The following is a 24,938-nucleotide window of genomic DNA, read 5'->3' as shown; positions in this document are numbered from 1 at the left end:
GTTCATCGGCGGCACAGCCGTCTCACGTGTGATTCGTTCGGCCATTCCCTCACCGACCGTGAAAACCGGTGGCGGTCACCGCCGGATCACGCCCTCTTTTCTTCACCGTTTCCGGGTGGCTACAGTCCTGCCACCTGGGAGCGCTCCCAGGTGGCAGTCAGCCCCGTTCAGCACCGAAGCTGCGAGGACCCGCGATGCGAGTACAGGACGTCCCGGACACCGGTCATTCCGCCTCCCGGCCGCGGCACCGTCTGCGGGTGGCCGCCGCCGGGGGGTTGTCGGGTGTGTTGGTCGCCGGCGCGGTGGCGCTGGTGCTGGGTGGTGGCGCGACGACCGCGCGGGCGGCCGATTCGGCGTTCTACACCGATCCGTCCTCCTCCAGCGCGCGGTGGGTGGCGGCCAACCCCAACGACTCGCGGACCGCGGTGATCCGGGACCGGATCGCCTCGGTGCCGGCGGCGCGGTGGTTCACCACCACCAACACCTCCACCGTCCGCTCCGAGATCAACTCCCTGGTGGGCGCGGCGGCCTCGGCGGGGAAGATCCCGATCCTGGTGGTCTACAACATCCCCAACCGCGACTGCGGCGGCGCCAGCGGCGGCGGCGCGCCCTCGCACCAGGCCTACCGGGCCTGGATCGACGAGATCGCCGCCGGCCTGGCCGGCCGCCCGGCCTCGATCGTGCTCGAACCCGACGTGCTGCCGATCATGACCAACTGCCAGAGCGCCTCCCAGCAGGCCGAGACCACCGCCTCGCTGGCCTACGCCGGCAAGCGGCTCAAGGCCGGCTCCTCCCAGGCCCGGGTCTACTTCGACATCGGCAACTCGGCGTGGCTGACCCCCTCCGAGGCGGCCAACCGGCTGCGCGCCGCCGACGTGTCCAACAGCGCCGACGGCATCGCCTCCAACGTCTCCAACTACCGCCGCACCTCCGACGAGGTCGCCTACGTCAAGAACATCCTCAACGCCCTGGGCGACGGCCGCCTCAAGGCCGTCATCGACACCAGCCGCAACGGCAACGGCCCCCTGGGCACCGAGTGGTGCGACCCCGCCGGCCGCGCGATCGGCACCCCCAGCACCACCAACACCGGCGACTCCCGCATCGACGCCTTCCTCTGGGTCAAACTCCCCGGCGAAGCCGACGGCTGCATCGCCCAAGCCGGCCAGTTCGTCCCCCAACGCGCCTACGACCTCGCCATCGCCGCCGGCCCCACCACCACCACCACCACCACCACCACCACCACTACTACGACCACTTCCACCACGACTTCCACGACCACTACCACCACGACCACCACTCCGCCCCCCGGGGACGGATGCCGGGTGACGCACCGCGTGGTGAGCCAGTGGTCGGGCGGGTACACCGGTGAGATCGTCATCGAGAACCGCGGGCCGGCCCTCAACGGCTGGACGCTCACGTTCTCCGCGCCCGGTGTGACCGTTTCCCAGGGCTGGAACGGGACGTGGACCGACAGCGGCGACATCGTCCGCGTCGGCAACGCGGCCTGGAACGGCGGACTCGCGACCGGTGGTACCGCGACCATCGGCTACAACGCGAGCTTCAGCGGCGGTACCCCACCGTTCACTTCTCCCACTTTGAACGGTGTGGCGTGCGGCTGACGCCGTAGCCGGCCCTCGAAGCGGCTCCCCTCCCCGACTGGCAGTCAACGGGAGGGGAGCCGCTTCCCCTATATCCTGGTGCCGTGACCGAACCGATGTCCGCCGCTCGGGGCGCGGCCCTGGCCCGCGACCCGGACGACGCCGTGCGCGAGGCGCTGTCGGCCGACCCGTCCGCGCCCGCCGAGGCGTTGGCGCTGCTGGCCGACGACCCGCGACCGGCGATCCGGGCGAACCTGCTCACCAACCCCGGTGTGCCCGCCGACCTGCGCTACCAGGTGCACGCGTCGCTGGCGGCCGACGCGGCGGCCGGTGACCGGGAGGCGGAGAACGCCCTGGCGTGGGTGCGCTACGACCGCTCCGGCCGCACGGCCTGCGACCGGCCCGAATGAGCGCGCCCGAATGAGCGAGCCGGGATGAGCGCGCCGGACCGCTGCCCGTGCGGGCGGGGCGAGCCGTACGACGAGTGCTGCGGCCCGCTGCACGACGGCACGCGCAAGGCCCCGACCGCGGAGGCCCTGATGCGCTCGCGCTACAGCGCGTTCGCCGTGGGCGACGAGGAGTACCTGCTGGCCACCTGGCACCCCGACACCCGGCCCGCTTCGCTGGATCTCGACCCGGAGCAGCGCTGGACGCGGCTGGAGGTGCTGTCGCACACCGGCGGCACCCCGTTCGAGACGACGGGCACGGTGGAGTTCCGCGCCCACTACCGCTACCCGGGCGGGCACGAGGTGCTGCACGAGAAGAGCCGCTTCGTGCGCGAGGGCGGCGCCTGGCTCTACGTGGGCACGGCGTAGCGCGGCGGTTCGATCGGCGGCCGATGGGCCTGAAACGCCGTGCGCCCGTACGACGATCTCCCCCGCACGACGATCTCCCCGCGGTCGCGGGAGTCGGCACGGGTGCGGAGGGACGTTTCGTGGTGGAACAGCCGGACGGCAGCTCTGGGATCTACGACGCCTTCCCCGGCTACCGCCGCCCCGCGGAGGACGAGCTGGCCGAGGCCCTGCGCACCGCGCTCGTCGTGGTCGACGCGAACGTGCTGCTCAACCTCTACCGCTACAACGGGTCGACCCGGGACGACCTGCTCGGCCTGCTGCGCGGGGTGGGCGACCGGTTGTGGGTGCCGCACCAGGTCATGCGCGAGTTCTGGCGCAACCGGCTGAGCGTGCTGGCGAGCCGGGCCGCGGCGACCGACCAGGTGCTCGCCGCCCTGGGCAAGCAGCGGCGCGCGGCCGAGGACGCGCTGCACCAGTGGGCCAAGACCACGGCCGTGGCCGACGCGGTCCGCGACGAGCTGGGCGGGAGGGTGGCCGCGCTGCACCACGAGCTGGACGCGGCGATCCGGTCGCACACCCCGCCCGCGCCGGACTCGCCGGGCGTGCCCGGGCACGAGCCGGTGCTGGACCGGCTGGAGGAGCTGCTGCGCGGCAAGGTGGGCGCGAAGCCCGACCACGGGCAGTGGAAGGCGCAGGTGCAGGAGGGCAAGCGCCGGGCGGGCGCGAAGGAGCCGCCGGGGTACCTCGACGCGAACAAGGAGGACTCGACGCTGCCCGAGGGTGCGGCGGGCGACTACCTGGTGTGGGCGCAGGCCGTCCAGGAGGCGGCGCGGCGCGACGCCGACCTGCTCTTCGTGACCGGGGACGAGAAGGAGGACTGGTGGTGGCGCTACCGGTCGGAGTTCCTCGGCCCGCGCGTGGAGCTGGTGGAGGAGTTCGCCGCCGCGTCCGGCAGGCGGCTGTACCTGATGCGGCCCGTCGACCTGCTGCGGCGGGCGTCCGCGCTGGAGGTCGAGGTCAGCAGCGACTCGGTGACCGACGTCGCCCGGGTGAGCGAGAGCCAGGAGAGCGGGACGTGGACCGCCGACGGCGTGGCGGCGCTGCTGCGGCACCTGGACTTCGAGGAGCGCCCGCAGGCGGAGGTCATCCGGGAGGCGGCCCGTCGCGGCGGGCGCATCGAGCGTGACGCGATCTACGAGATCGGCGGGTTCGACGACGACCGGGTGCTGCGCGGCTTCACCAAACCGGTCGCCCGCATCACGCGCATGCTGCAGAGCCGCGGTGTCGTCGCCCGCGACGTCGAAGCGGCGCTCACCCCGGTCTACAGCGGCGTGAGGGCCGTCGCGTTCCGCATCCCCGCCGACATGGTGGCCGCCCTGGCGGACGACCCGGCGGAGGAGGACGAGGACGACCTCGACGGCGGTTCGGACTAGCGCGGCGCGTTCTGGGAGCCGCGGACGCCGGTGCCGGAGCCGCGGGGGAGCGTGCAGGCGGCGGCGGTGTTGAAGGGTCCGGCCGAGGTGTCGAGGCCGCTCCGGCGCGGGGTGCCCTCGTAGCCCGCCCGGCACGGCGGCGGCTCGAAGAACGTCAGGGCGAGGCCGAACCGCGCCTGCCCGGACCCGATGGCGGACGCGCCGACCGACACCGCGTCCGGCACGGTCACCAGCACCTCCTCCAGCGCGCCCTGCCGGGTGACCAGGACGTCCGCCGTGGTCAGGAGGTTGGCCAGGACCACGCCGAGGTTCGGCCCCGACTCCCGCAACAGGGCGCTGACCTGCTCCGACGCGCCGGGCACGGCCCCGATGAGCCGCCGCAGGTCGCCGTCGGACCCGCGCAGCCGCGCCGCGACCAGCCGGGCGTCGTCGGCGAACGAGTTGATCGCCGCCGCGTGGTCGACCTGGGTCCGCAGCACGGTGGCCGAGTCGGCGATCAGCCGCGTGGTGGCGGGCAGGTGCGCGGTGGCGGACTCGATGAACCGCGTGGTCGCGTCGAGCAGCGCCTGGAGGTCCGGCCCGGTGCCGCGCAGCGCCTGGTCCAGCTCGTCGACCACGGTGCGCAGCGAGTCCACCGGCACCGAGCGCGCGAGGTCGTCGAGGCCGGTGAGCACGCGTTCCACCGGCAGCGGCACCGCGGTGCGCGAGCGCGGGATCACCGAACCGTCGCCGAGGTACGGCCCGTCGCCGCCGCGCGGTCGCAGGTCGACGTACTGCTCGCCCACCGCCGACCGGTTCGCGACCACCGCGTCCACGTCGGCGGGGATGGGCGGCGCGGCCCCGTCGATGCGCAGCTCGACCTCGACCACGCCCTCCCCCAGCGCGATCGGCCCTACCCGGCCCACCGGCACGCCCCGGTAGGTCACCTCGCCGCCGGTGAACAGGCCGCCGGCGCGCGCCAGCTCCAGCCGGACCGCGTACCCGTCGTCCACCACCACGAGGCCGGCGTACCTCGCGCCCACGTAGGTGACGCCGAGCAGCGCGATGACCGCGAACAGCGCGATCTGCGCCTTGATCCGCCGCGTGATCATCAACGCCCTCCGGGTGGTGGCTTCAGGGTCAGGTAGGTGTTGAGGTAGTCGCCCTTGATGCCGTCCAGCACGGCGTCGGTGAACGGGAAGGTCAGCAGCATCTCCAGCGACTGCGGCAGGTTCTGCCCGGACTCGGCCAGCCGCCGCAGCGTCGGCTCCAGGGCCCGCAGGTCGGCCACCAGGTCGTCCCGGCTCCGGTTCACCGTGTCCACGGCGACGTCGGAGAGGTCGCGCAACGCGTCGAGCAGGCCGACCAGCCGCCCGCGCTGCTCGTGCAGCACCCGCAGGCCCGGCTCCAGGCCGTCCAGCACCTCGCCGATGTCGCCCTTGCGCGCCTCCAAAGAGGACGCGAGCCTGTCCATGCCCTCCAGCGCACGGGTGATCTCGGACTTGTGCGAGTCCAGCGCGCCGACGAACGAGTCCATCGTGGACAGCAGCGAGCGCACCGCGGCCTCGTTGCCGGACAAGGCCGCGCCCAGCTCGCGCGAGATGTCCCGGAGCTGCGCGATGCCGCCGCCGTTGAGCAGCAGGGACAGCGCGCCGAACACCTCCTCCACCTCGGGGTTGCGGTCGGTCCGGGTCACCGGGACCACCGCGCCGTCCACCAGTGGCGCCGCCGAGCGCTGTGCCGGCGCGGCCAGCTCCACGTACTTCTCCCCCAGCAGGCTGGACTGCCGCAGCCGGCCCAGGGCGTTCGCCGGCAGCAGCACGTCGCCGCGCACCGCGACGCGCACCAGCGCCGTGGCGCCGTCCTCGGACAGCGCCACGTCCTCCACCTCGCCCACCGCCACGTCGTCCACCTTCACGGCGGCGTGCGGCACGAGGTCGAGCACGTCGTCGAACTCGACGGTCACCCGGTACGGGCGGTCGCCCAGGTCCGCGCCGCCCGGCAGCGGCAGGTCGTACGCGCTGGGCAGCGCCGAGCACCCGGTCAGCGCCAGCACCAGCCCGAGGGCCGCGAGCCGCCTCACCGCGTGCCGCCGGGCACGCTGAGCAGGTCGCGGACGAACTCGTCGAGGTTGGCCCGCGCGGTCAACGTGCCCGTCGCCGGGTCGTAGGCGTTCACCACGTTGTGCAGCGCCACGGGCGCGACCTCCAGCAGCTCGGTCAGCGATTGCCGCTGCCGCACCAGGGTGGTGGTGAGCACGGCGAGGTCTTCCACGCCCGACCTGACGCGGTCGCGGTTGTCGCGCACGAAGTCGCGCACCTGCTCCAGGGCCGTGGCCAGCTCGCCCAGCGCCGCCCCGAGGTCGTCCCGCTCGGCGGCGAAGAAGCCCGACACGTCGGCCAGCTGGTCGGCCACCCGGCCCACCTGCTCGTCGTTGGCGGCCAGGACCGAGGTGACCGACTGGAGGTGGTCGACGGTGCCGAACAGGTCGTCGCGCGACCCGGCCAGCGCCCGCGCCGCGTCCGCGAGCCGCCGGATCGTCTCGCCCAGGGCGGCGCCGGCGCCGTCGAGGTTCTCCGCGCCCGTGGTCAGCAGGTCGGACAACGCGCCCTGCCGGTTGGCGCCGTTGGGCCCGAGCGCGGTGAGCAGCGCGTCGAGGCTCGCGTACAGCTGGTCCAGCTCGACCGTGCCGGCCGTGCGGGCGGTGTCGAGCACCGCGCCGGGCGCGATCCGGTCGCCACCGGTGTAGACGGGGGTGAGCTGCACGTACCGGTCGGCCACGACGTTCGGCGAGACGACGACGGCGCGGGCGTCGGCGGGCACGTCCACGCCGTGGTCCACCTCCAGGTCCACCCGGACCGCCGCCCCCTCCGGCAGCACGCCGACCACCCGGCCGACCTTCACGCCGAGCACCCGGACGTCGGACCCCTCGTACACGCCGACGGCGGCGGCGAAGCGGGCGGTGAAGCGGGTCGGCGTCGGCCGCAGGAACACCCACCACACCGCGAGCACCGCCACCAGCACCAGCGCGAGGGCCTGCGCCAGCGCCACGACCACCCGGCGGCCGCCGCGCGTCCGGGCGAACATCAGCGGCCCCCCGTCGGGCAGTCGCGTCGCGCGCCCGGTTCCACCACGAGCCCGCACAGGTAGGTGTCGACCCACCGGCCGTTGCCCAGGGAGTTGTTGAGCACCCGGTAGTACGGCCCGGCCAGCGCCAGGCCCCGGTCGAGCGACTCCTGGTTGTCCCGCAGCACGTCGGTGACGCGTTCCAGCTGCTCCAGCGCGGGCCGCAGCTGCTCGTCGTTGTCGGCGACCAGGCCGGAGAGCTGCCGGGACAGCTCGCGCGTGCCGTCGAGCAGCCGCGCGATCGCGTCCCGGCGGTGGCCGATCTCCTCCAGCAGCAGGTTGCCGTCGGTGACGAGCGCGGCGAGGTCCTGGTTGCGCTGGGCCAACGCCCCGCTGACCCGGTTCGCGCCCTGGAGCAGCGATGCCAGTTGCCCGTCGCGGGAGGAGATCGTCCGCGAGAGCGACGACAGCCCCTCCAGCGCCCGCTTCACGTGCTCGGGCGAGTCGCGGAAGGTGTCGGAGAGGACCTCGAAGCTGCGCGCCAACCGGTCGGTGTCGATGCGGTCGACCGTGGTCGACAGCTCGTTGAACGCCTCCACCACGTCGTAGGGCGAGGTGGTGCGCTCGACCGGGATGGTGCCGGCGAGCGGGTCGCGGCCCTCGGGATCCAGCGCCAGGTACTTCTGCCCGAGCAGGGTCTTGATGCGGATCTCGGCGCGGGTGCGGTCGCCCAGCCGGACGCCGCCGATTCGGAACGCCACCCGCACCCGCCCCTCGTGTAGCCGCACGTCGGTCACCGAGCCGACCTTGAGGCCGGCGACGCGGACCTCGTCGTCCACGCGCAGTCCCGCCGCCTCGGTGAAGTCGGCGGTGTGCCGCGTGCCGCCGCCGAGGAACGGCAGGTCCTCCAGGAAGAACGCGAGCACGGCGGCGACGGCGATCACCAGGAGGCCGGTGGCTCCCAGCAGCACCGGTCTGCGCGTCATCGGTGGCACCTCGATTCGGTGACGGGGATGCCGACGGGCGGTCCGCCGGGCGCGGGTGGCGCCTGCGAGGAGGCGAAGCACAGGTAGAAGTTGAGCCAGGAGCCGTAGGACGCGGTGCGGCCGATCGCCTCGAACTTCACCGGCAGGGTCCGCAGGAACGGCTCCAGCTCGGGGGCGTCGGCCAGGTTGCCGGCGAGCAGGCCGAGCGCGGCGATGTCGTCCTTGAGCGGTTGCCTGCCCTGCTCCAGCAGCGACGCGGTGCTGTCGCTCAACGCGGCCAGGCCGGTGATGGCGTTGTCGATCGGCTCGCGGTCGGCGGCGAACCCGGACACGAGCCGCCGCATCGAGGTCAGCAGCTCGCCGAACCGGTCGTCGCGGGAGTCGACGGTCTCCAGCACGGTGTTGAGGTTGTCCACCACGCGGCCGATGACCTCGTCCTTGGCGGCCAGGGCCGAGGTCAGCGACGCGGTGTGCGCGAGCAGGCTCTCCACCGTGCCGCCCTCGCCCTGCAGCACCTGCACGATCTCCTGGGACAGCCGGTTGACGTCGTCCGGGCTCAACGCCTGGAACAGCGGCTTGAACCCGTTGAACAGCGTGGTGAGATCCAGTGCGGGGGTGGTCCGCTCGACCGGGATGAGGTCGCCGGGCGCGAGCACGCCCCCGACCCGGCCGGCGGGCTGCTCCAGCGCGAGGTACCGCTGCCCGACGAGGTTGCGGTACTTGACGGTGGCGGTGACGCCGGCGGACAGCGACCGGCCCTCGACGACCGAGAACCCGACGTCCACCAGCTCGTCGTCCACGAGTTCCAGCGACTCGACCTGGCCGACCTTCACCCCGGACATGCGCACGTCGTCGCCCTCGGCCAGCGCCGTGACGTCGGTGAACCGGGCCGTGTAGCCGACCGTCGAACCGACCCGGCTGCCGGCCACGGTGGCGGCGAGGAACCCGGTGGCGGCGACCGTGACGAGGACGAACACCAGAAACTTGGTCAGCGGGGCTGCGACGTCCCTCATCGGCGTTCCACTCCCCCGCCGCCCACCAGCAGACCCGCCCAGGCGGGCACCTGCTCCGGCGCGACGGCGTTGGCCGGGCCGGCCGGGCAGTGGGGCGTGCCGCCGCGGTGGTCGGCCGGCTCGTCGCGGCCGGGCAGGTACGGCTGCCCCGGCGGGACGACGGTGACCTCCGCGTGGACCCCGGGCTGGTCGGTGCCCTTGCCGAGCACCTGGTCCATCCGGGGCCGGAGGGCGTTGACCGCGCTGAGCACGCAGCCGAACCCGGGCGAGTAGGTGGCGAGCAGCTCGACGGTCGGCCGGGCGCGGTCGGCCAGCGCGACCACCGTCCCGCCGTTGTCCCGCAGGAACCCGGTGAGGTCGGCGGAGGCGGTGGTGAGGCTCGCGTACACCGCGTCGAGGTCGGCGCGCTGCTCGGCGATCGTGCGGCTGACCTCGGTGGCGTCCCGCAGCGCCGCCACCAGGTCCGGGCCCGCGTCGGCGTACGCGCCGGCGGCGTCGGCGAGCCGGCTGATGTCCTCCCGCACCACGGGCAGCAGCGGGTTCAGCTCGCGCAGGTAGGCGTCGAGCCGCACGACGGTCTGCCCCAGCGTCGCCCCGCGCCCGTCCAGCGCCCGCGCGATCGAGGTCAGCGCCGTGGCCAGCTTGTCCGGCCGCACCGCCCGCAAGGTGGGCAGCAGGTCGGCGAGCACCCGTTCCAGCTCGACCGCGGCGGAGGTGCGGTCCTGCTCGATCACCGCGCCCTCGGCCAGCGCGCCCGCCGGGTCGGCCGGGAGTTCGAGGCTGACGAACCGCTCGCCGAACAGGGTCTTGGGCAGCAGGCGGGCGGAGACGTTGGCCGGGATGCGGTCGACCCGGTCCGGGCGCAGGGCCAGCTCCAGCTCGGCGCCGTCGCCGCGCGAGCGGATCGCCCGCACCTCGCCGACCGGCACGCCGAGCAGCTTCACGTCCGACTCTGCCCGCAACTGGTTGCCGACGTGGTCGGTGCGCAACAACACGGTCACCCGCGCGGTGAACACCTTCTGGTAGGCCGCGACGGACAGGCCGCACAGCGCGAGCAGAAGGGCGGCGAACAGCAGCCCCAACAGGCGTCGACGCACTGCCACGGATATTCTCCGGAAGGTGGTGTGAATTGCCCGATAATGACGTTACCGACGAGTACGGTACTGATGGACGCCGCACCGCACAAGGATCGGGAAAGCTTTGTCAACCGCATGACAAGAACACTGCGCGCACCACTCACCCGGATGCACAAAGAGGGTCGGGCCCTGGCGCCCCGGGCCGCCGTGCGGCTACCAATGACCGGCGTCGTCGAGAACCCCGGGAGCCCGCGTGCCACGTCTGCCGACCCGGTCGCGGCGAGGTCGGCGACTCGCCCGATCGGTCGTGCGCCTCGGACGACCGCCGCCGCCCCGGCGCCGCAGGTGGTTGTCACAAGACGCACGGCGGCGCCGGTGGACTTGTCACGCGAGTGCGCGCCGGTTGACAACTTTTCTTGATCAAAAATACAGTGTTCGGAATCACACCTAGTCGTTTGGTGGTGGGCGAACAGCATGAACAGGACCGGAGAACTCCGAGCCTCCGAGTTACCGCTCATCGGGAACGTGGACCTCTGGGAGCAACTGCCGGCCGACCTCGCGCCGAAGTTCCGGGCGAGGGCCGGCGACGTCGCCGTGGACATGGTCCGGGAAATCCAGAACCAGATCGCCGAATATTCACAGAAGTTGGAGGGGATGTTCGGCCAGGTGGTGGTCGAGGGCGTGGAACAGGCGATCCACCAGTTCATCGACCGGATGGTCGACCCGACCGCGCAGCGGGAGGACCGGGCGAAGCTGTTCCGCCTGCTCGGCAAGCTGGAGGTGAGCGCGGGCCGCAGCCTCGACCTGCTGCAGACCGCCTACCGGATCGGCGCGCGGGTGGCGTGGCGGCGGATCTCCGAGTTCGGGCAGACCGAACGCGTGCCGCTGGCCACCATGTGCCTGATCGCCGAGGCGATCTTCGCCTACATCGACGAGCTGTCCCTGCGCTCGATGGAGGGCTACGCCGAGGCGCAGGCCCGGCACGCGGGCGCGGTGCAGCGGCGGCGCAAGCGGCTGCTCGACCTGCTGCTCGGTGAACCGGGCTACCACCCCAACGCGCTGGCCGAGCTCGCCGAGGCCGCCCACTGGCCGCTGCCGGACAAGGTGGTCGTCGTCGCGCTGGAACGGCGCACCGACCAGCACCAGCTGCCGATACCGGTGCTGCACGAGGACATCCTGATGGACCTGGAGGGCAGCGAGCCGTGCCTGCTGCTCACCGACCCGGAACGGCAGCTCGTCGCGCTGGAGCACAAGCTCGGCGGGTGGCGCGCCGCCGTGGGCCCGGTCGTGCCGCTGGCGTCGGCGCGGCAGTCGCTGCGCTGGGCGCGCCGCACCATCACGCTGATCCAGTCGGGCGTGATCGAGGACCGGCCGATGGTCGACACGACCGAGCACCTGTCGACCTTGCTGCTGCTGGGCGACGAGGAACTGGTGCGGGAGCTGGTGAAGCGGACGCTGGCGCCGTTGGCGGGCCTGACGCCCAAGCAGCAGCAGCGGATGCGGGAGACGATGACCGCGTGGGTGGAGACGCGGGGCAGCGCGCCGGAGGTGGCGTCGAGCCTGGCGGTGCACCCGCAGACGGTGCGCTACCGGTTGCGGCAGTTGGAGGAGCTGTTCGGGGCGAGGCTGCACGACCCGGACGCGTTGTTCGACATGGGCATCGCGCTGCGGGCGCTGCGGCTGCTGGGCGGGTCGCCGGGACGCGCCGGGCAGCTCGGGCCGGCCGGCGCGCCGGGGTTCACGGGACCCCCGGGAGCAAGGTCAGCGTGAGGTCGATCGCGTTGTCGGGCCCGGAGATCAGCCCGGTCAGCAGCGGGTCCAACCGCTCGCGGCCCCGGCAGCCGGCGAAGGGCGGGATGGCGTAGACGCCCCGCATGCGCATCTGCGCCAGCTCGAACGGCCCGGCGAGGTCGATCGACGCGGGCTCGACCGTCCGGCACGCGCCGCCGACGTCCAGCGGTTGGGCGTTGACGGCGACGTCGCCGAGCGCGATGTCGAGCCTGGAGTTCGCCGCGACGTCGCCCTCCTTGATCGTCCCGGTGACCTTGGCGACCGGGATCAGGTCGGTGCGCGCGGTGGTGGGCACGAAGCCGAAGACGACGAAGTAGCCGTCGCTCGGCGGCAGCGTGAGGTCGCCGGTGATGGTGCCGCTGACCAGGTCGATCTCGGCCTCCAGGAGGCCGGGCCCGATCGCCAGGTCGGACTGGAGCTTGTGGATGCGGCTCGTGCCCTCGACGCGGTAGACGACCTTGATCCCGGCCGCCGGCCGGGGCGCGGGCACCTCCCGGCGCGCCGCCCCCGTCGGCGACAGCGCCGCGGCCGCCAGCACGGCGGCCGCGACCAGCACCGGCGTGACCCTCACCGCACGGCTCCGCTCATTCTTCGAAACTACTTTCCCGATGATGGCCGCACAAGCGCCGGACAATGATTTGTCATGCGCGTGACAAGTTCTTCGAGAGCTTTTGTCGTCAGGCTGACATGACGCGGGAAACAATAACGGGAATGCTTGCTACGAGTGTTCCTCATAGCTACCTTACCGACCAGTAGCCTCTGTTTTCCGCACGGCTCTCGACGAGGAGAAGCACATGCTGGGACGAACTGGTCGATCGGTCGTCGGCGGGGTGGCGGTGGTCACCGCGGTCGCGGGCGCGGTGGCGTTCACCGGCGCGGGCACGGGCACGGCGGCCACGGCGAGCGTGACCCTGGTCTACAGCTGCCCGTTCCCGTTGATCGGCACGCAGGACATGAGCGTCCGCGTCGACGTGGCCGACCTGCCCGACTCCGCCGTGGTCGGCCAACCCGTCGCCGCCACCAGGGTGACCGCCACGGCGACCGTGCCGGCGACCGCGACGCAGGGGTTGACGCTGGTCGGCGCGACGACCGTGGAGGGGACGGCCAGGGCCACCACCCGGGTGGACAACGCGGGCGCGGCGCAGGACGTCGTGGCGGACCTGGCGGTGGCCAGGACGGGCGTGCCCTCCTCCGGGGCGTTCGACACCGTGGCCACCGGGAGCACCGCTCCGCTCACGTTCGCCAACGCGGGCACGACCACCATCACGGTCGGGAACTTCAGCACCACGTTGACACCGCGCAAACCGGACGGCAGCGAGACCGGGCTGGGCACGTTCACCTCCGACTGCACGCTCAAACCGGATCAGAACACGCGGCTGCACCAATTCACCGTGTCGCCCGCGTCCACCCCCACAACAACGACGACAACAACGACCACCACCACCGCGCCGACCACTACAACAACAACGACGACCACTACGACTCAACCGACGACGACCACTCCCGCACCCAACGACCCGCTGCGCATCACCTACGGGGCCACCGGTTCGTCGACCATCAAGAAGCTCGGCTCCAGCCTGCCGCTCGGGCCGGGCACGCTGGCCACCGAGGTCGACCTGCTCGGCGGCACGTTCCAGGGCGACCTGGCGCTGCCGGACGCGTCCGGCAAGTTCAAGCTCTTCGGTTTCGTGCCCACCACGGCGACCGTGCGGTTGATCCCGCAGGGCCGCACGACGGGCACGATCACCGCCGGCGCGGTCACCGCCCGCACCACCGCGGCCGTCAAGCTGACCGACGTGCGGGTGCTGGGCATCCAGGTCGTGCGGCCGACCGACCGGTGCACGACCGTGACGCCCAGCGCCATCGACTTGAAGTCGAAGCCGGGCTTCGACCCGCTGACCGGCGGCGGCCTCACCGGCACCTACGACATCGGCCGGTTCGAGCGCTGCGGCCTGGTGACCGCCGTGGTCAACGGCACCATCCCCGGTCGGGGCAACACGCTCGACCTCCAGATCGCCAAGCAGTGATCCCACTTCCCTGGAGAGCCTGAGATGAGATTGCGACACCGGGTGGCCGCGCTGGGCGTCGCCGCGGCGGCGGTGGGTGCCTCGGCCCTGTGGGGCGCGGGCGTCGGCAGTGCGGCGACGGCGACCCTCACCCTGGTCTACAACTGCCCGTTCCCGTTGATCGGCGCGCAGGACATGAGCGTGCGGATCGTGGTGGACGGCCTGCCGGACGGGGCGGAGGTGGGCAGCCCGATCCCGGAGGCGCGCGTGACCGCCACGGCCACCGTGCCGGACCTGGCCACGCAGGGCCTCGCGCTCGTGGGCGCGGCGACCGTGGAGGGCACGGCGAAGGCGCGGACCCGGGTGGACAACGCCGGCTTCGCGCTCGACGTCGTGCCGGACCTGACCGTGGCCAAGACCCCGGTGCCGCAGTCGGGCCCGTTCGACACCGTCGCCTCGGGTGCCACGCCGCCGGTGAGCTTCCCCAACGCGGGCCGGACGACCATCGACGTCGGCGACTTCGAGACCACGCTGACCCCGCGCACGGCCGACGGCTCGCTGACCGGGCTGGGCACGTTCACCTCGCCGTGCACCCTGAAGCCGGGTCAGGCGACGCGCCTCTACGAGTTCACCGTGCTCCCGGAGGCCACCACCACGACCACCACGACCACCACGACCGAGCCGACGACGACCACCACGGAACCCACCACCACGACAACGGACCCGACCACCACCACGACCGAACCCACCACCACCACAACGGATCCGACCGACCCGACGACCAGCACGACCGACCCGACCACCACCGAAACGACCACCACCACCGAAACGACCACGACCGAACCGACGACAACGGAGCCGACGACAACCGAACCGACGACCGAGCCGACCACCACGGAACCCACCACAGAGCCCACCACCACAGAGCCCACGACAACAACAACCACGACCACCACGACTCAGCCGACCACCACCACAACGGCGTCAACCACCACGACGACTCAGCCGGCCACCACCACGACGCAGACCGTGGTGCCGGTCACGAACCACCCGGACGGCCCCGGGAAGCTCGCCTACACCGGCTCCTCGATCACCGGACCGCTGGTCCTGGGCTCGGCGCTGCTGGCCCTCGGCGCGACCGTGCTGCTCCACCTGCGCCGAACCCGCCGTCGCACCTGACGAACCGTCGCGCCACAACGGCGTCGTCCCCTCCGGCAACGCGCCGGAGGGGACGGTGTGGTCCCGGCGTCAGCCCGGCAGCTTCGGCAGTTCGCCGAGCTGGTCCGGCGTGGGCACGGCGATCTCGACCGGCTTGCCCCAGTCCCGGTAGTCCGCGACCACCCGCACCGGCTCACCGCCCTCGACCGGCGTGCCGACCTCCGTCCGCACCGGCAGGTCCGCGTCGTCCACCCACAGCTTCAGCACCGACGCCTGCCCGTTCACCACCACGTGCGCCGTGTAGCGGACGGTCTGCCTGCCGGACAGCGACTCCTCGACCTTCTCCACGATCCGCGAACCCCCGGGCAGCGCCTTGCGCAGGTCGGCGGTGTCGCGGACGTGCACGGCGACGTCCGCCATCGCGCGCCCCAGCGCGTTGGCCGGGTCCTCGGGGTCGACCCGCAACCACGGCCGGTCCGGTTGGGGCGCCTGGCCCCGCGGTATCCGCACGAAGATGCCCTCCGGCACCATCACGTACGCCACCTCCTCCGCGCCGGCGATCGAGATCCGGCACGACGCGGCGTAGTCGGTGGTCCGCAGCCCGCAGCTGCCCTTGCCGTTGGTGGCGAGGTCGAGGTCGACGGTCACCGAGCCCTTGCGCTCGGCGGCCACCTGGTTCGCCTCGGCCAGCGCCTGCGGCGTGTCGAACGCCCGCACCGACGACGCCGGCGGCGGGGTACCGGTGCACGCGGAAAGCGCGGCGGAGACCGCGACGGCGATTCCCGCCGCGGCGGCGCGGTGCTGGCGCATGCTTCTCCTCGGACCAGAATGGGATTCGGCTGCCGACCAGCCCACTCTAACCGGGAATCGACGCCGCGGAACCGCCCGATTCATTCCTGTGGAAAAAGCGAAAAAGCGAATCGCGCCTTTGTCAGGGACGTGACAATCACGGGTCCCGGCGCACCGACGCGAGCAGGTTGCGGGCGACCTCGCGCAGCTTGGTGTTGTGCTGCTGGGATTCCAGCACCAGCTGGCCGAACGCGGCCTCGGCGTCCACGCCGTGCGCGGCCATCAGCACGCCCTTGGCCTGGTCGATCTCGGCGCGCGACTCCAGCGCGTGCTGGAGGTGCTCGATCAGCCGGCGGGACCGCTCGTAGCGGCGGAACCCGGTGATCGAGGTGGACGCGGCCGTGGCGAACAACCGCAGCAGCGCCTCGTCGAACGGGTCGAACGCCCGGTCGTTCGAGCTGTACAGGTTGAGCGAGCCGAGCATCTCGTCCTCGAGCACGATCGGCGTGGAGAGGTACGCGCGCACGCCCGCCCGCTCGGCGGCGTCGGCGAACCGGGGCCACTTCCGCCGGCCGCTCTCGACGGTGGCGCGCACCGGCCGCAGCGTCCGGGCCGCCTCCAGGCACGGTCCGTCACCGGCCTCGTACTGGTCGGCGTCCACCGCGAGCACCTTCTCGTCGGTCGCGGCCACCGTGGACGCCCCGTCGGGGTCCACGGCGGTCACGCTGACGTTCTCCGCGTCCGGGATGACCCGGGAGGCCGACTCCGCCAACTGCTGGAGGGCCTCCTTCAGGGTCTGGCCGTCGGCCAGCACGCCCGCGAGCTCCTCCAACGCCTCGCTGGCCTCGTCCAGGAGGACGGCGGGGACGTGTTCGTCAATGCTCACAGCCCCTTGTTTACACCTCGAACGCCATAATCGCCCCAACCGGAGGGGGTGGACGGGGTGCGCGTGCTGCTCGTCGAGGACGACGACGGGGTGGCGGACGCCCTGGTCGAGGCGCTGGAGGCCCACGACCACCGGCCGAGCCGGGTCGCGCGCGGCGCGGACGCGCTGTTGGCACACCGCGACTTCGACCTGCTGCTGCTCGACCTGGGGCTGCCCGACACCGACGGGTTGGAGGTGCTGCGCAAGATCCGGAAGGTGTCGGCGATGCCTGTGCTCGTTCTCACCGCGCGCGGCGACGAGCGGTCGATCGTGCGCGGGCTGCGCCTCGGCGCGGACGACTACCTGGTGAAACCGGTCCGCCTCGGGGAGTTGCTGGCCCGCATGGACGCGGTCGCCCGGCGCAGCGCCGCGCTCACCGGGCCGAGGGACCGCGCGGTGCGGGTCGGCGACGTGGAGATCGACCTGGAGGCGCGGCGGGTCGTCGTCGGCGGCGTGGAGGTCTCGTTGACCACCAAGGAGTTCGACGTGCTGGCCGCGCTGGCGGGCCGCGCGGGCACGGCGGTCAGCCGCCAGCAGCTCATGGACGAGGTGTGGGGCGACGCCTACCTGGCCGTGTCGCGCTCGCTGGACGTGCACCTGGCGGGGCTGCGGGCCAAACTGGACCGTCCCGGCCTGCTCACCACGATCCGCGGGTTCGGCTACCGGCTGGCGTCCACCGGCGACGAGCAGGCGGGCAGGTGAATGCGCCGCCGCCTGCTGCTGGTGCTGCTGCTGTTCTCCGCCGCCGCAGTGACGGCGTTCGCCGTGCCGCTGCTGTCCGCGACGGCCGCCGAGCGCACGCAGCGGTTCGTGCTGGCCCGCACCGGCGACCTGGACCGGTTCGCCGCGCTCGCCCAGCAGGCCGAGACCACGGGCGACCGGGCGGCGTTGGAGGACGAGGTCGCCGCGTACGTCGGGCTGTACGGCGACCAGGTGGTGGTGGTCGACGCGCGGCGGCAGCCGGTCGCCCAGGCGGGCCTCGGGGCGGATGACCCCGCGGTGGCGGGGGTGCTGGACGCGGCGCTGCGCAACCAGCCCGCACCGGCCGTGCCGACGGTGACGCCCTGGTCGTCGGGGCACGTGGTGTTCGCCCGGCCGGTCGGCACGGGCACCAGGGTGGCGGGCGCGGTGGTGCTGCGGGCGTCGGTGGACCGCGCGGCGGCGGACGTGGCGACCCGGTGGCTGCTGGTGCTCGGAGGGGCGCTGGCGGCGGCCGTCGCCTCGGTGCTGCTGGTGCTGGCCGTGGCGCGGTGGCTGCTCGAACCCCTGGCCGAGCTGGCCGTGGGGGTCCGCGCGGTCGCGGCGGGCGAGCGGCGGGCGCACGTGCCGGGCAGCAGCGGGCCGCCGGAGGTGCGGGAGCTGTCGGAGTCGTTCAACCGGATGTCCGACGCCGTGACGGAGGCGGCCGACCAGCAGCGGAGGCTCATCGCGGACGCCTCGCACCAGCTGCGCAACCCGATGGCGGCGCTGCGGCTGCGCATGGACACGTTGAGCGGCCAGGTCGGGCCGGCGGGGTCGCGCGCGTACGCGGCGGCCGTGGCCGAGATCGAGCGGCTGGAGTCCCTGCTGGACGGGCTGCTGGCGCTGGCGGCGGCGGAGAGCGCGGCGACCGAGGTGGCGGCCGGCGGGCGTGAGCCGGAGCTGGCCGACGCGGGCGCGGTGGCGGTGGACCGGGCCGGGTTCTGGCAGGTGCCGCTGCCCGACGTGCCCGCGCTGCCGGTGCTGGTGCGGTGCCCGGAGTCGGACCTCGCGCAGGTGCTGGACGTGCTGCTGGACAACGCGGTGAAGTACGGCGGCGCGGTGCGGGTGTCGCTCGGGGCGGACCGCGCGGCGGGGGTCGGCTGGGTCGAGGTGCACGACGACGGTCCGGGGTTGGGCGAGGAGGAGCTGGCGTTGGCCACGGCGAGGTTCTGGCGCGGGCGGTCCGGGCAGCCGGGGACGGGGTTGGGCCTGGCCATCGCGGACCAGCTGGTCAAGGCGCGGCAGGGCGTGCTGCGGCTGTCGTCGGCGGACGGGTTCACCGCCCGGGTCGAGCTGCCGCTGGAGCCGGCGCTGTGAACCGGCGGGTGTTCCTGCTCGGGGCATTGGCCGCCGGGTGCTCGGCCGGTGGGTCGTCGGGTGAGGTGGTGATCGCCGCCGGCGAGCGGGGCGGGATGTACTTCGAGTTCGCGACGCTGCTGACCGGGCAGCTGGTGGACGTGCGCGGCCGGGTGCTGGAGACGGAGGGCAGCCTGGCGAACCTGGGGCTGCTGGCTAGCGGCGGGGCGCAGGTCGCGCTCACGCTCGCCGACTCGGCCCTGGTCGCCGATCCGGGGCTGGAGCTGCGCGCGTTGGGGCGGGTGTACGAGAACTACCTGCAGCTGGTCGTGCGGGAGGACGACCCGGCGCGGGTGCCGGCGGACCTGGCGGGGCGGGCGGTGTCGCTGGGCGCGGAGGGCTCGGGCGCGTCGCTGTCGGGTGAGCGGATGCTCGCGGCGCTGGGGCTGCGCGGGTCCGTGCGGGTGGAGCACCTCAGGCTGGGTGACGCGGCGCGGGCGTTGGCGCGGGGGCGGGTGGACGCGCTGCTGTGGTCGGGCGGCGTGCCGACGCCCACGTTGGACCGGCTGCCGGGCATCCGGCTGCTGCCGCTGGGCGATCTCGTGCCGCGGCTGCGGGCGGCCCACGGCTCGGTGTACGAGCAGGTGCCGGTGCCGGTGGGCGTGTACGGCGCGGCGCGCGAGGTGCCGACGATCGGGGTGGCGAACCTGCTGGTGTGCCGGGCGTCGCTGCCGGACGACGTGGCCGCCGCCGTCACCCGCACGCTGGTGTCGCGTGCGGCGGCCCTCGTGCCGGGGCAGACCGTGGGCACCCAGTTCCTCGACGTCCGGAGCCTGATCGGCACCGCCACCCTCCCCCTGCACCCGGGCGCCGCCGCCACCTACCGCCACCTCCACGGCTGACCCGAGAGTCCTACCTTCAGAACGCGAGAGTCCTACGTTCGGAGCGCGAGAGTCCAACGTTGGGAGCGCGAGAGTCCTACGTCCAGGCACCCCGAGTTCGACGCTCGAGGCTTACGCCGTTCGGCTTGAGCGTTGAACTCGGGGGTCGCGAGCGTTGGACTCTCGCGCTCTGGACGTAGGACTCTCGCGGTCGGGGTCGGGAGGTCAGGGCAGGCGTTGGCCGAAGAGCAGCGCGCCCGCCACGGCGATCATCCCCAGCACGGTGCCCAGCGCCACCCACGGCCGGGACGCGTCGGCCTGCTTCTTCTCGTAGCCGATCTGCTCACCCAGCGTGTCGTACACCCGGCGCAGCTCCTCGGCGCTCGCGGCCTTGAAGAACTCGCCGCCGGACAGCTTCGCGATCTCCTTCATCGAGTCGTCGTCCACCGGCACCTCCTGCCGCCGGCCCTCGATCTCGACCACGCCCGACTCGGTGCCGAACGAGATCGTGGAGATCGGCACGCCCGCCTTCTTCGCGTCCTCCGCCGCGTCGAACGCGTCCCGCGTGCCCACGGTCTCCTTGCCGTCGGTCATCAGCACGACCCGCGCGGGCGGCGGCCCGTCCGCGCCGCCGACCACCTTGCCGAACGAGTCGATCGCCGCCAGCGCGGCCACGATCGCGTCACCGGTCGCGGTGGACTGGGCCAGCTTCAGCCCGTCGATGCTCTGCGTCACCGCCGCGCGGTCGGTCGTCGGCGCGACCAGCACGGTGGCGGAGCCCGCGAACGAGATCAGCCCCAGGTTGATGCCCGGCGTGAGCCCGTCGGCGAACGACTTGGCGGCCACCTGGGCGGCCTCCAGCCGGGACGGCTGCACGTCGGTCGCCTTCATCGACAGCGACGTGTCGACCACCAGCATCACGGTGGCCCGGTTGCGCGGCACCTTCTGCTCGGCGGTCGGCCCGGCCAGCGCCACGGTCAGCGCGATGAACGCCACCATCAGCACCGCCACGGGCACGTGCTTGTACCAGCCCTGCCGCTTGGGGGCGACCTTCTCCAGCATGGGCAGGTTGGCGAACCGCAGCGTCCGCTTGCGCAGCACGCGCTGCAGCACGACGTACAGCGCGGCCAGCGCCGCCACGGCCACCAGCAGCAGGAACCACCAGGGCGCGGTGAAACCCGACAGGCTCATCAGGCCACCCCTCCCGACCAGCGGCGCTTGCGCGCGACGACGAATCGCACGGTGTCGGCGATCCAGTCCGAGTCGGTGCGCAGGACCAGGTGGCCCGCCCCGGCGCGGCGCAGGCCCGCGGCCACCTCGGCGCGGTGCTCGGCCGCCGCGGCGGCGAACTCGCGGCGCAGCAGCGGCGACGCGACGACCTCCCGCTGCCTGCCCGACTCCGGGTCGGCCAGCACGACCGTGCCCACCTCGGGCAGGTCGATGTCGCGCGGGTCGACGACCTCGATCGCCACGAGGTCGTGCCGGGCGGACAACGCGCGCAGCGGGCGCTGCCACTCCGTGCCGCCGAGGAAGTCCGAGATCACCACGACCAGGCCGCGGCGGCGCGGCGGGCGGCGCAGCTGCTCGACCACGTCGGCCAGGGAGCCGCGGGTGCCCTCGGGGGCGCGCGGGGTCTCGGCGACCTTGCGGATCAGGCCGCGCGAGTGCGCCAGGCCACCGCGGGCGGGCACGCGGACCAGCTCCGCGCCGGTGGAGACCAGCGCGCCGATCCGGTTGCCGCCGCCGCGCGTCAGGTGCGCGACCGCGGCCGTCGCGGCGACCACCAGGTCGCGCTTCTCGCACGCCGCCGTGCCGAAGTCGAGGCTCGGCGACAGGTCGATCGCGAGCCACGTCTCCAGCTCGCGGTCGGCGACGGTCTCGCGGATGTGCGGCACGGTGGTGCGCGCGGTGACGGCCCAGTCCATCCGCCGCACGTCGTCACCGGGCTGGTAGGGCCGGGCCTCGCCGGGCTCGGACCCCGGTCCGGGCACGAGCCCCAGGTGGTTGCCCTGCAGCAGGCCGTCCAGCCGGCGGCGCACTTCCAGTTCGAGCGTGCGCAGCGCCGCTTCCATCCGGCCGCCGTGCAGCACCGGCGGCGCCCAGTTCGGCCGCGCGCCGGTCGTCGGGTTCGCCTCGGTCACGGCCTGCCCGCGGGCTGCGGCGTCTGCGGGCGCGCGGAGACCTGCGGCAGCGGCACGGTCTGCAGCACGCGGGTGATGATGTGGTCCAGCGGGACGCCGTCGGCCAGTGCGTCGTAGGACAGCACGAGGCGGTGCCGCAGCACGTCCGGCACCACGTCCACGATGTCCTGGGGCAGCACGTAGTCGCGCCCGCGCACCAGCGCCAGGGCGCGGGCGGCGGCGATGATGCCGAGGCTGGCGCGCGGCGAGGCGCCGTAGGCGACCCACCCGGCCACGTCGGTGAGCTGGTGCTCCTTGGGCGCGCGGGTCGCGATGACCAGCCGCACCACGTAGTCGACCAGCGCGTGGTGCACGAAGACCCGGGAGGCGACGCCCTGCAGGCGCACCAGCTCGTCCGGGCCGAGGACCTGGCTGGGCACCGGCGGCTCGACGCCCATCCGGTAGACGATCTCCCGCTCCTCCTCGGCCGTCGGGTACTCGACCTGGATCTTGAACAGGAACCGGTCGCGCTGCGCCTCGGGCAGGGGGTAGACGCCCTCGTTCTCGATCGGGTTCTGGGTGGCCAGGACCAGGAACGGGGTGGGCATCGGGAACGTCTTGCCGCCGATGGACACGTGCCGCTCGGCCATGACCTCCAGCATCGCCGACTGGACCTTGGCGGGGGCGCGGTTGATCTCGTCGGCGAGGACGAAGTTGGCGACCACCGGGCCGAGCTCGACGTCGAAGCTCTCGCTGCCCTGGCGGTAGATGCGGGTGCCGAGGATGTCGGCGGGCACCAGGTCGGGGGTGAACTGCACGCGGGAGAACGAGCCGCCGACGACGTTGGCGAACGTCTCCACGGCGAGCGTCTTGGCGACGCCGGGCACGCCCTCCAGCAGCAGGTGGCCCTTCGCCAGCAGGCCGACGAGCATCCGCTCGACCAACCGGTCCTGACCGACGATCACCCGCTTGACCTCGAACACCGTGCGTTCGAGCAACTGGGCGTCACGAGCCGGCGTGTGGGGCGCCTCGGCGGCGGGCTCGGACAACAGGTCCTCCTCGACAGGGTTGTGCGACTGTGTTCCAGTCTCCCCTGCGGACGGTGTGGCTCTTGTGAAGGGGTCCGCCCCGGTGACCGGCGTCGCGACGCAGCTCACGCCGCTCCCACCTGATCTTGTCAACGCGTCACCGGATCGGGTTGGCGAGACGCTGACGCACTGCCGTTCGGGTGAACAGCGGACTGGTTACGTCGATCGCGGTGCCTCCGGATCGCGGCTGCGAGACTGTACCGACGTGACGCAACGCAAGTGGTTGCCGCTCGTAGGGTTCGTCCTCCTAACTGCTGCCCTCGGCTGGTGGGTCTTCGAAGTCGCGTTGCTCGATCCTGTTGACCGCAGCACAGCCAGCGGCTACGGCCAATTCGTCCTCGCCGCTGTCGGATTGCCGATCAGCTTGGTCGCTCTGTGGCGTGCGGCGGCGGGTTCGCCGGTTCCGGACCTGGACGAGGTCACCGACCAATTGGCGCTCGCCATGCGCAGCCAGGGTGAGGCGACCGCCGTGGAACGCAGGCTGATCCAGCCCGCGCCGCTCCCGATCCGGTGGCGGCGAGCCGGTGGCGGCCTTGCGGGTCCGGTCTCGGCTGCGACCGACGGTCAGCACTGGTTCGACCCACTGCCGGGCCTCACTCGGGTCACTGTCGACCACATAAGCAGCGGAACCCGCCAGAACCTGCACGCGATCTATGGCGGCCTGCCGTCTGGTCGACTGATGATCGTCGGTGGCCCCGGCGCCGGCAAGAGCTCGGCTGCTGTGCTGCTTATGCTGGACGCACTCCGCTATCGCGAACAAGCCACCTCGGATGTCCATAGAAGGCAGATTCCGGTGCCGGTAATGTTCACCCTACGGAGTTGGGACCCGAACACGACCAGCTTGCGTGACTGGCTAACCGCCAAATTGACCGACCTGCCGCCGCTGCGCGGCTGGACGCGGTTGGCAGGTAAGCTGCTGGACGCGGGTCGAATCGCAGTGTTCTTGGACGGCTTGGACGAGATAGTCGAGCAGGTGCGGCCGCGCGCCCTGCTTGCCTTGAGCGAACAGGCTACGTTCCGGCTCGTGCTACTGACCCGGAGCGCCGAACTCGCGGAGGCGGTCCGGCACCACGGTCTGTACAGCGCGGTGGCGCTAGAACTCCAAGCGCTGCCTCCGGACACCGTCGCCGAGTATCTCTTGCGACCGTTGACCGACCCCGCTCCGGATAGTTGGCGGCGGGTCGCAACCACGGTTACCAGCCGACCGGGCAGCCCACTGGGCCGAAGCCTGGTGACGCCCTTGTGGGTGAGTCTCGTACACGACGTCTACCACCCAACCGGACCTGTCGGGGAACTCCTCGACGAGACCCGATTCCCCACGCCAAAAGCCATTACCGACCATTTGCTCGATCGTGCGGTCACTGCGGCGTACAGCCCCCGACCAGGACGACCCGTCCCCCGGTACTCCGCGTACCGGGCGCGCCGCGCTCTCACCCTCATCGCGCGCCGGCTTAACGCGCAGACGACCCGGGATCTGGCTTGGTGGGACATCCCCAGGTGGATCCCGGCCAGCGTTCGTATTCTTCTCAGCACGTTGTTCGGCGGCGCGCTGTTCGCCGTCGTCTTCGGCGTAGCGCTCAGCACGCTCTTCGGCACCGTGGTCGCCCTACGTGGCGGACTAGTCGTCGGTGGAGTACTGGGCTCGGTGTTCGGACTCGCGATCACCATTGTCGGTGCCCGACCCCCTGCTAAAGTCAGGCTGTCATTCGGGAGCGTATTCAGCCTCGCAGGAGCAAGGTACCGCCTCGGCGCGGGGCTCTCGTCCGGATTTGCCGTCTACTGGCTGGAAGGGGCACCGAAAGGTGTAATCACACTAATTCTCGTGACCCTGCTCAGTGGGTTCATTACGCCATCCAACGGCACTGGGGAGCCGGCGGACCCGGTTCAGACATGGCGACGTGAACGTGCTTTGTGGCTGGTTTTTTGGTTGACATTGGGCGCTACACTGGATCTGATGTTCGATTCACCTGTGATGCTCGTCGCCGTGTCCTGCATGTTCTTGTCATTGGCTGTGATGGGCTTGCAGAGCTGGCAAACCGCGTTGACGCAGGTGTATCTGGCCATTCGACACGGAACCCCGTTACGATTAGTCCGGTTTCTCGAAGACGCTCGGGAGCGGCACCTCTTGCGCACCGTCGGCCCGGTCTACCAGTTCCGACACGCAACGTTGCAAGATCGTCTGGCGGAGAAGGGCTGAG

Annotated in this window: 23 protein-coding genes; 11 read left to right on the top strand and 12 right to left on the bottom strand. The window is 72.5% G+C overall.

From position 1 onward, the window contains the following. Nucleotides 1–257 precede the first annotated feature (257 nt). The 4 genes from ACIGNX_RS14095 to ACIGNX_RS14080 all read left to right on the top strand — a co-directional run bounded on the left by ACIGNX_RS14095 (nucleotide 258) and on the right by ACIGNX_RS14080 (nucleotide 3,825). On the top strand, nucleotides 258–1,619 hold the full coding sequence (locus tag ACIGNX_RS14095) for a glycoside hydrolase family 6 protein (RefSeq protein WP_396539843.1): 1,362 nt from the start codon (nucleotides 258–260) through the stop codon (nucleotides 1,617–1,619). Between the two features lie 83 nt (nucleotides 1,620–1,702). Further along, nucleotides 1,703–2,008 carry a hypothetical protein gene (locus ACIGNX_RS14090; RefSeq protein WP_396539841.1) on the top strand — a complete coding sequence of 102 codons (306 nt, stop codon included), beginning with the start codon at nucleotides 1,703–1,705 and terminating at the stop codon, nucleotides 2,006–2,008. Nucleotides 2,009–2,032: 24 nt separating this feature from the next. Further along, on the top strand, nucleotides 2,033–2,413 hold the full coding sequence (locus ACIGNX_RS14085) for a YchJ family protein (RefSeq protein WP_396539839.1): 381 nt from the start codon (nucleotides 2,033–2,035) through the stop codon (nucleotides 2,411–2,413). Between the two features lie 119 nt (nucleotides 2,414–2,532). After that, a complete protein-coding gene (locus ACIGNX_RS14080; protein WP_396539837.1) occupies nucleotides 2,533–3,825 on the top strand; it encodes a PIN-like domain-containing protein in 1,293 nt (430 codons plus the stop codon). Here the strand turns inward: ACIGNX_RS14080 and ACIGNX_RS14075 are convergent. Genes ACIGNX_RS14075 through ACIGNX_RS14050 form a run of 6 tightly spaced genes read right to left on the bottom strand, consistent with a single transcriptional unit; the run spans nucleotide 3,822 to nucleotide 9,972 of the window. Next, the gene (locus ACIGNX_RS14075; protein WP_396539835.1) at nucleotides 3,822–4,916 is read right to left on the bottom strand and encodes an MCE family protein; all 1,095 of its coding nucleotides are present in this window, start codon (nucleotides 4,914–4,916) and stop codon (nucleotides 3,822–3,824) included. The two genes, ACIGNX_RS14080 and ACIGNX_RS14075, sit on opposite strands and share 4 nt — an antisense overlap. Then, on the bottom strand, nucleotides 4,916–5,887 hold the full coding sequence (locus tag ACIGNX_RS14070; RefSeq protein WP_396539833.1) for an MCE family protein: 972 nt from the start codon (nucleotides 5,885–5,887) through the stop codon (nucleotides 4,916–4,918). Before ACIGNX_RS14070 ends, ACIGNX_RS14075 begins: the two co-directional genes overlap by 1 nt. Beyond that, the gene (locus tag ACIGNX_RS14065; protein ID WP_396539831.1) at nucleotides 5,884–6,891 is read right to left on the bottom strand and encodes an MCE family protein; all 1,008 of its coding nucleotides are present in this window, start codon (nucleotides 6,889–6,891) and stop codon (nucleotides 5,884–5,886) included. The genes ACIGNX_RS14070 and ACIGNX_RS14065 overlap by 4 nt, the downstream gene beginning before the upstream one ends. Beyond that, on the bottom strand, nucleotides 6,891–7,856 hold the full coding sequence (locus tag ACIGNX_RS14060) for an MCE family protein (RefSeq protein WP_396539829.1): 966 nt from the start codon (nucleotides 7,854–7,856) through the stop codon (nucleotides 6,891–6,893). Before ACIGNX_RS14060 ends, ACIGNX_RS14065 begins: the two co-directional genes overlap by 1 nt. Next, nucleotides 7,853–8,869, bottom strand: coding sequence for an MCE family protein (locus ACIGNX_RS14055; RefSeq protein WP_396539827.1), 1,017 nt, complete (start codon nucleotides 8,867–8,869; stop codon nucleotides 7,853–7,855). Before ACIGNX_RS14055 ends, ACIGNX_RS14060 begins: the two co-directional genes overlap by 4 nt. Continuing rightward, a complete protein-coding gene (locus ACIGNX_RS14050) occupies nucleotides 8,866–9,972 on the bottom strand; it encodes an MCE family protein (protein ID WP_396539825.1) in 1,107 nt (368 codons plus the stop codon). Before ACIGNX_RS14050 ends, ACIGNX_RS14055 begins: the two co-directional genes overlap by 4 nt. A 498-nt stretch (nucleotides 9,973–10,470) precedes the next feature. On the opposite strand from ACIGNX_RS14050, the gene ACIGNX_RS14045 reads away from it, so the two are divergent. Beyond that, nucleotides 10,471–11,715, top strand: a complete 1,245-nt coding sequence (locus ACIGNX_RS14045; protein WP_396539823.1) for a helix-turn-helix domain-containing protein — start codon at nucleotides 10,471–10,473, stop codon at nucleotides 11,713–11,715. Here ACIGNX_RS14045 and ACIGNX_RS14040 read toward each other — a convergent pair. Next, on the bottom strand, nucleotides 11,684–12,307 hold the full coding sequence (locus ACIGNX_RS14040) for a hypothetical protein (RefSeq protein ID WP_396539821.1): 624 nt from the start codon (nucleotides 12,305–12,307) through the stop codon (nucleotides 11,684–11,686). The genes ACIGNX_RS14045 and ACIGNX_RS14040 overlap by 32 nt on opposite strands. A 223-nt stretch (nucleotides 12,308–12,530) precedes the next feature. On the opposite strand from ACIGNX_RS14040, the gene ACIGNX_RS14035 reads away from it, so the two are divergent. Then, on the top strand, nucleotides 12,531–13,763 hold the full coding sequence (locus tag ACIGNX_RS14035) for a DUF6801 domain-containing protein (RefSeq protein WP_396539819.1): 1,233 nt from the start codon (nucleotides 12,531–12,533) through the stop codon (nucleotides 13,761–13,763). Between the two features lie 24 nt (nucleotides 13,764–13,787). Next, entirely contained in the window at nucleotides 13,788–14,921 is a 1,134-nt protein-coding gene (locus ACIGNX_RS14030; RefSeq protein ID WP_396539817.1) for a DUF6801 domain-containing protein, read from the top strand. Nucleotides 14,922–14,990: 69 nt separating this feature from the next. Here the strand turns inward: ACIGNX_RS14030 and ACIGNX_RS14025 are convergent, their stop codons facing one another. Together ACIGNX_RS14025 and ACIGNX_RS14020 are read right to left on the bottom strand one after the other, a co-directional pair. Further along, on the bottom strand, nucleotides 14,991–15,710 hold the full coding sequence (locus ACIGNX_RS14025; RefSeq protein ID WP_396539816.1) for a hypothetical protein: 720 nt from the start codon (nucleotides 15,708–15,710) through the stop codon (nucleotides 14,991–14,993). Nucleotides 15,711–15,846: 136 nt separating this feature from the next. Further along, a complete protein-coding gene (locus ACIGNX_RS14020; protein WP_396539814.1) occupies nucleotides 15,847–16,575 on the bottom strand; it encodes an ANTAR domain-containing response regulator in 729 nt (242 codons plus the stop codon). 57 nt (nucleotides 16,576–16,632) lie between these two features. Between ACIGNX_RS14020 and ACIGNX_RS14015 the strand changes: the two genes are divergently transcribed. Genes ACIGNX_RS14015 through ACIGNX_RS14005 form a run of 3 tightly spaced genes read left to right on the top strand, consistent with a single transcriptional unit; the run spans nucleotide 16,633 to nucleotide 19,553 of the window. Beyond that, nucleotides 16,633–17,316: a response regulator transcription factor gene (locus ACIGNX_RS14015; protein ID WP_396539812.1), complete on the top strand. Its 684-nt coding sequence runs from the start codon at nucleotides 16,633–16,635 to the stop codon at nucleotides 17,314–17,316. Next, nucleotides 17,317–18,672, top strand: coding sequence for a sensor histidine kinase (locus ACIGNX_RS14010; RefSeq protein WP_396539810.1), 1,356 nt, complete (start codon nucleotides 17,317–17,319; stop codon nucleotides 18,670–18,672). Then, a complete protein-coding gene (locus ACIGNX_RS14005) occupies nucleotides 18,669–19,553 on the top strand; it encodes a TAXI family TRAP transporter solute-binding subunit (RefSeq protein ID WP_396539808.1) in 885 nt (294 codons plus the stop codon). The genes ACIGNX_RS14010 and ACIGNX_RS14005 overlap by 4 nt, the downstream gene beginning before the upstream one ends. 204 nt (nucleotides 19,554–19,757) lie before the next feature. On the opposite strand, the gene ACIGNX_RS14000 is transcribed toward ACIGNX_RS14005, so the two are convergent. From ACIGNX_RS14000 to ACIGNX_RS13990, 3 genes are all read right to left on the bottom strand, one after another. Further along, on the bottom strand, nucleotides 19,758–20,723 hold the full coding sequence (locus tag ACIGNX_RS14000) for a VWA domain-containing protein (RefSeq protein WP_396539806.1): 966 nt from the start codon (nucleotides 20,721–20,723) through the stop codon (nucleotides 19,758–19,760). Then, the gene (locus ACIGNX_RS13995; RefSeq protein WP_396540139.1) at nucleotides 20,723–21,604 is read right to left on the bottom strand and encodes a DUF58 domain-containing protein; all 882 of its coding nucleotides are present in this window, start codon (nucleotides 21,602–21,604) and stop codon (nucleotides 20,723–20,725) included. Before ACIGNX_RS13995 ends, ACIGNX_RS14000 begins: the two co-directional genes overlap by 1 nt. A 65-nt stretch (nucleotides 21,605–21,669) precedes the next feature. After that, nucleotides 21,670–22,701, bottom strand: a complete 1,032-nt coding sequence (locus ACIGNX_RS13990; protein ID WP_396539804.1) for an AAA family ATPase — start codon at nucleotides 22,699–22,701, stop codon at nucleotides 21,670–21,672. Nucleotides 22,702–22,945: 244 nt separating this feature from the next. Between ACIGNX_RS13990 and ACIGNX_RS13985 the strand changes: the two genes are divergently transcribed. Further along, nucleotides 22,946–24,937 carry a hypothetical protein gene (locus tag ACIGNX_RS13985; protein ID WP_396539802.1) on the top strand — a complete coding sequence of 664 codons (1,992 nt, stop codon included), beginning with the start codon at nucleotides 22,946–22,948 and terminating at the stop codon, nucleotides 24,935–24,937. Nucleotide 24,938 lies beyond the last annotated feature (1 nt).

It is taken from the genome of Actinosynnema sp. NPDC053489 (genome assembly GCF_044544865.1).
Lineage (GTDB): Bacteria > Actinomycetota > Actinomycetes > Mycobacteriales > Pseudonocardiaceae > Actinosynnema.
The sequence above is the reverse complement of the archived record's forward strand: the minus strand, read 5'-3'. Positions and strand labels throughout refer to the sequence as shown.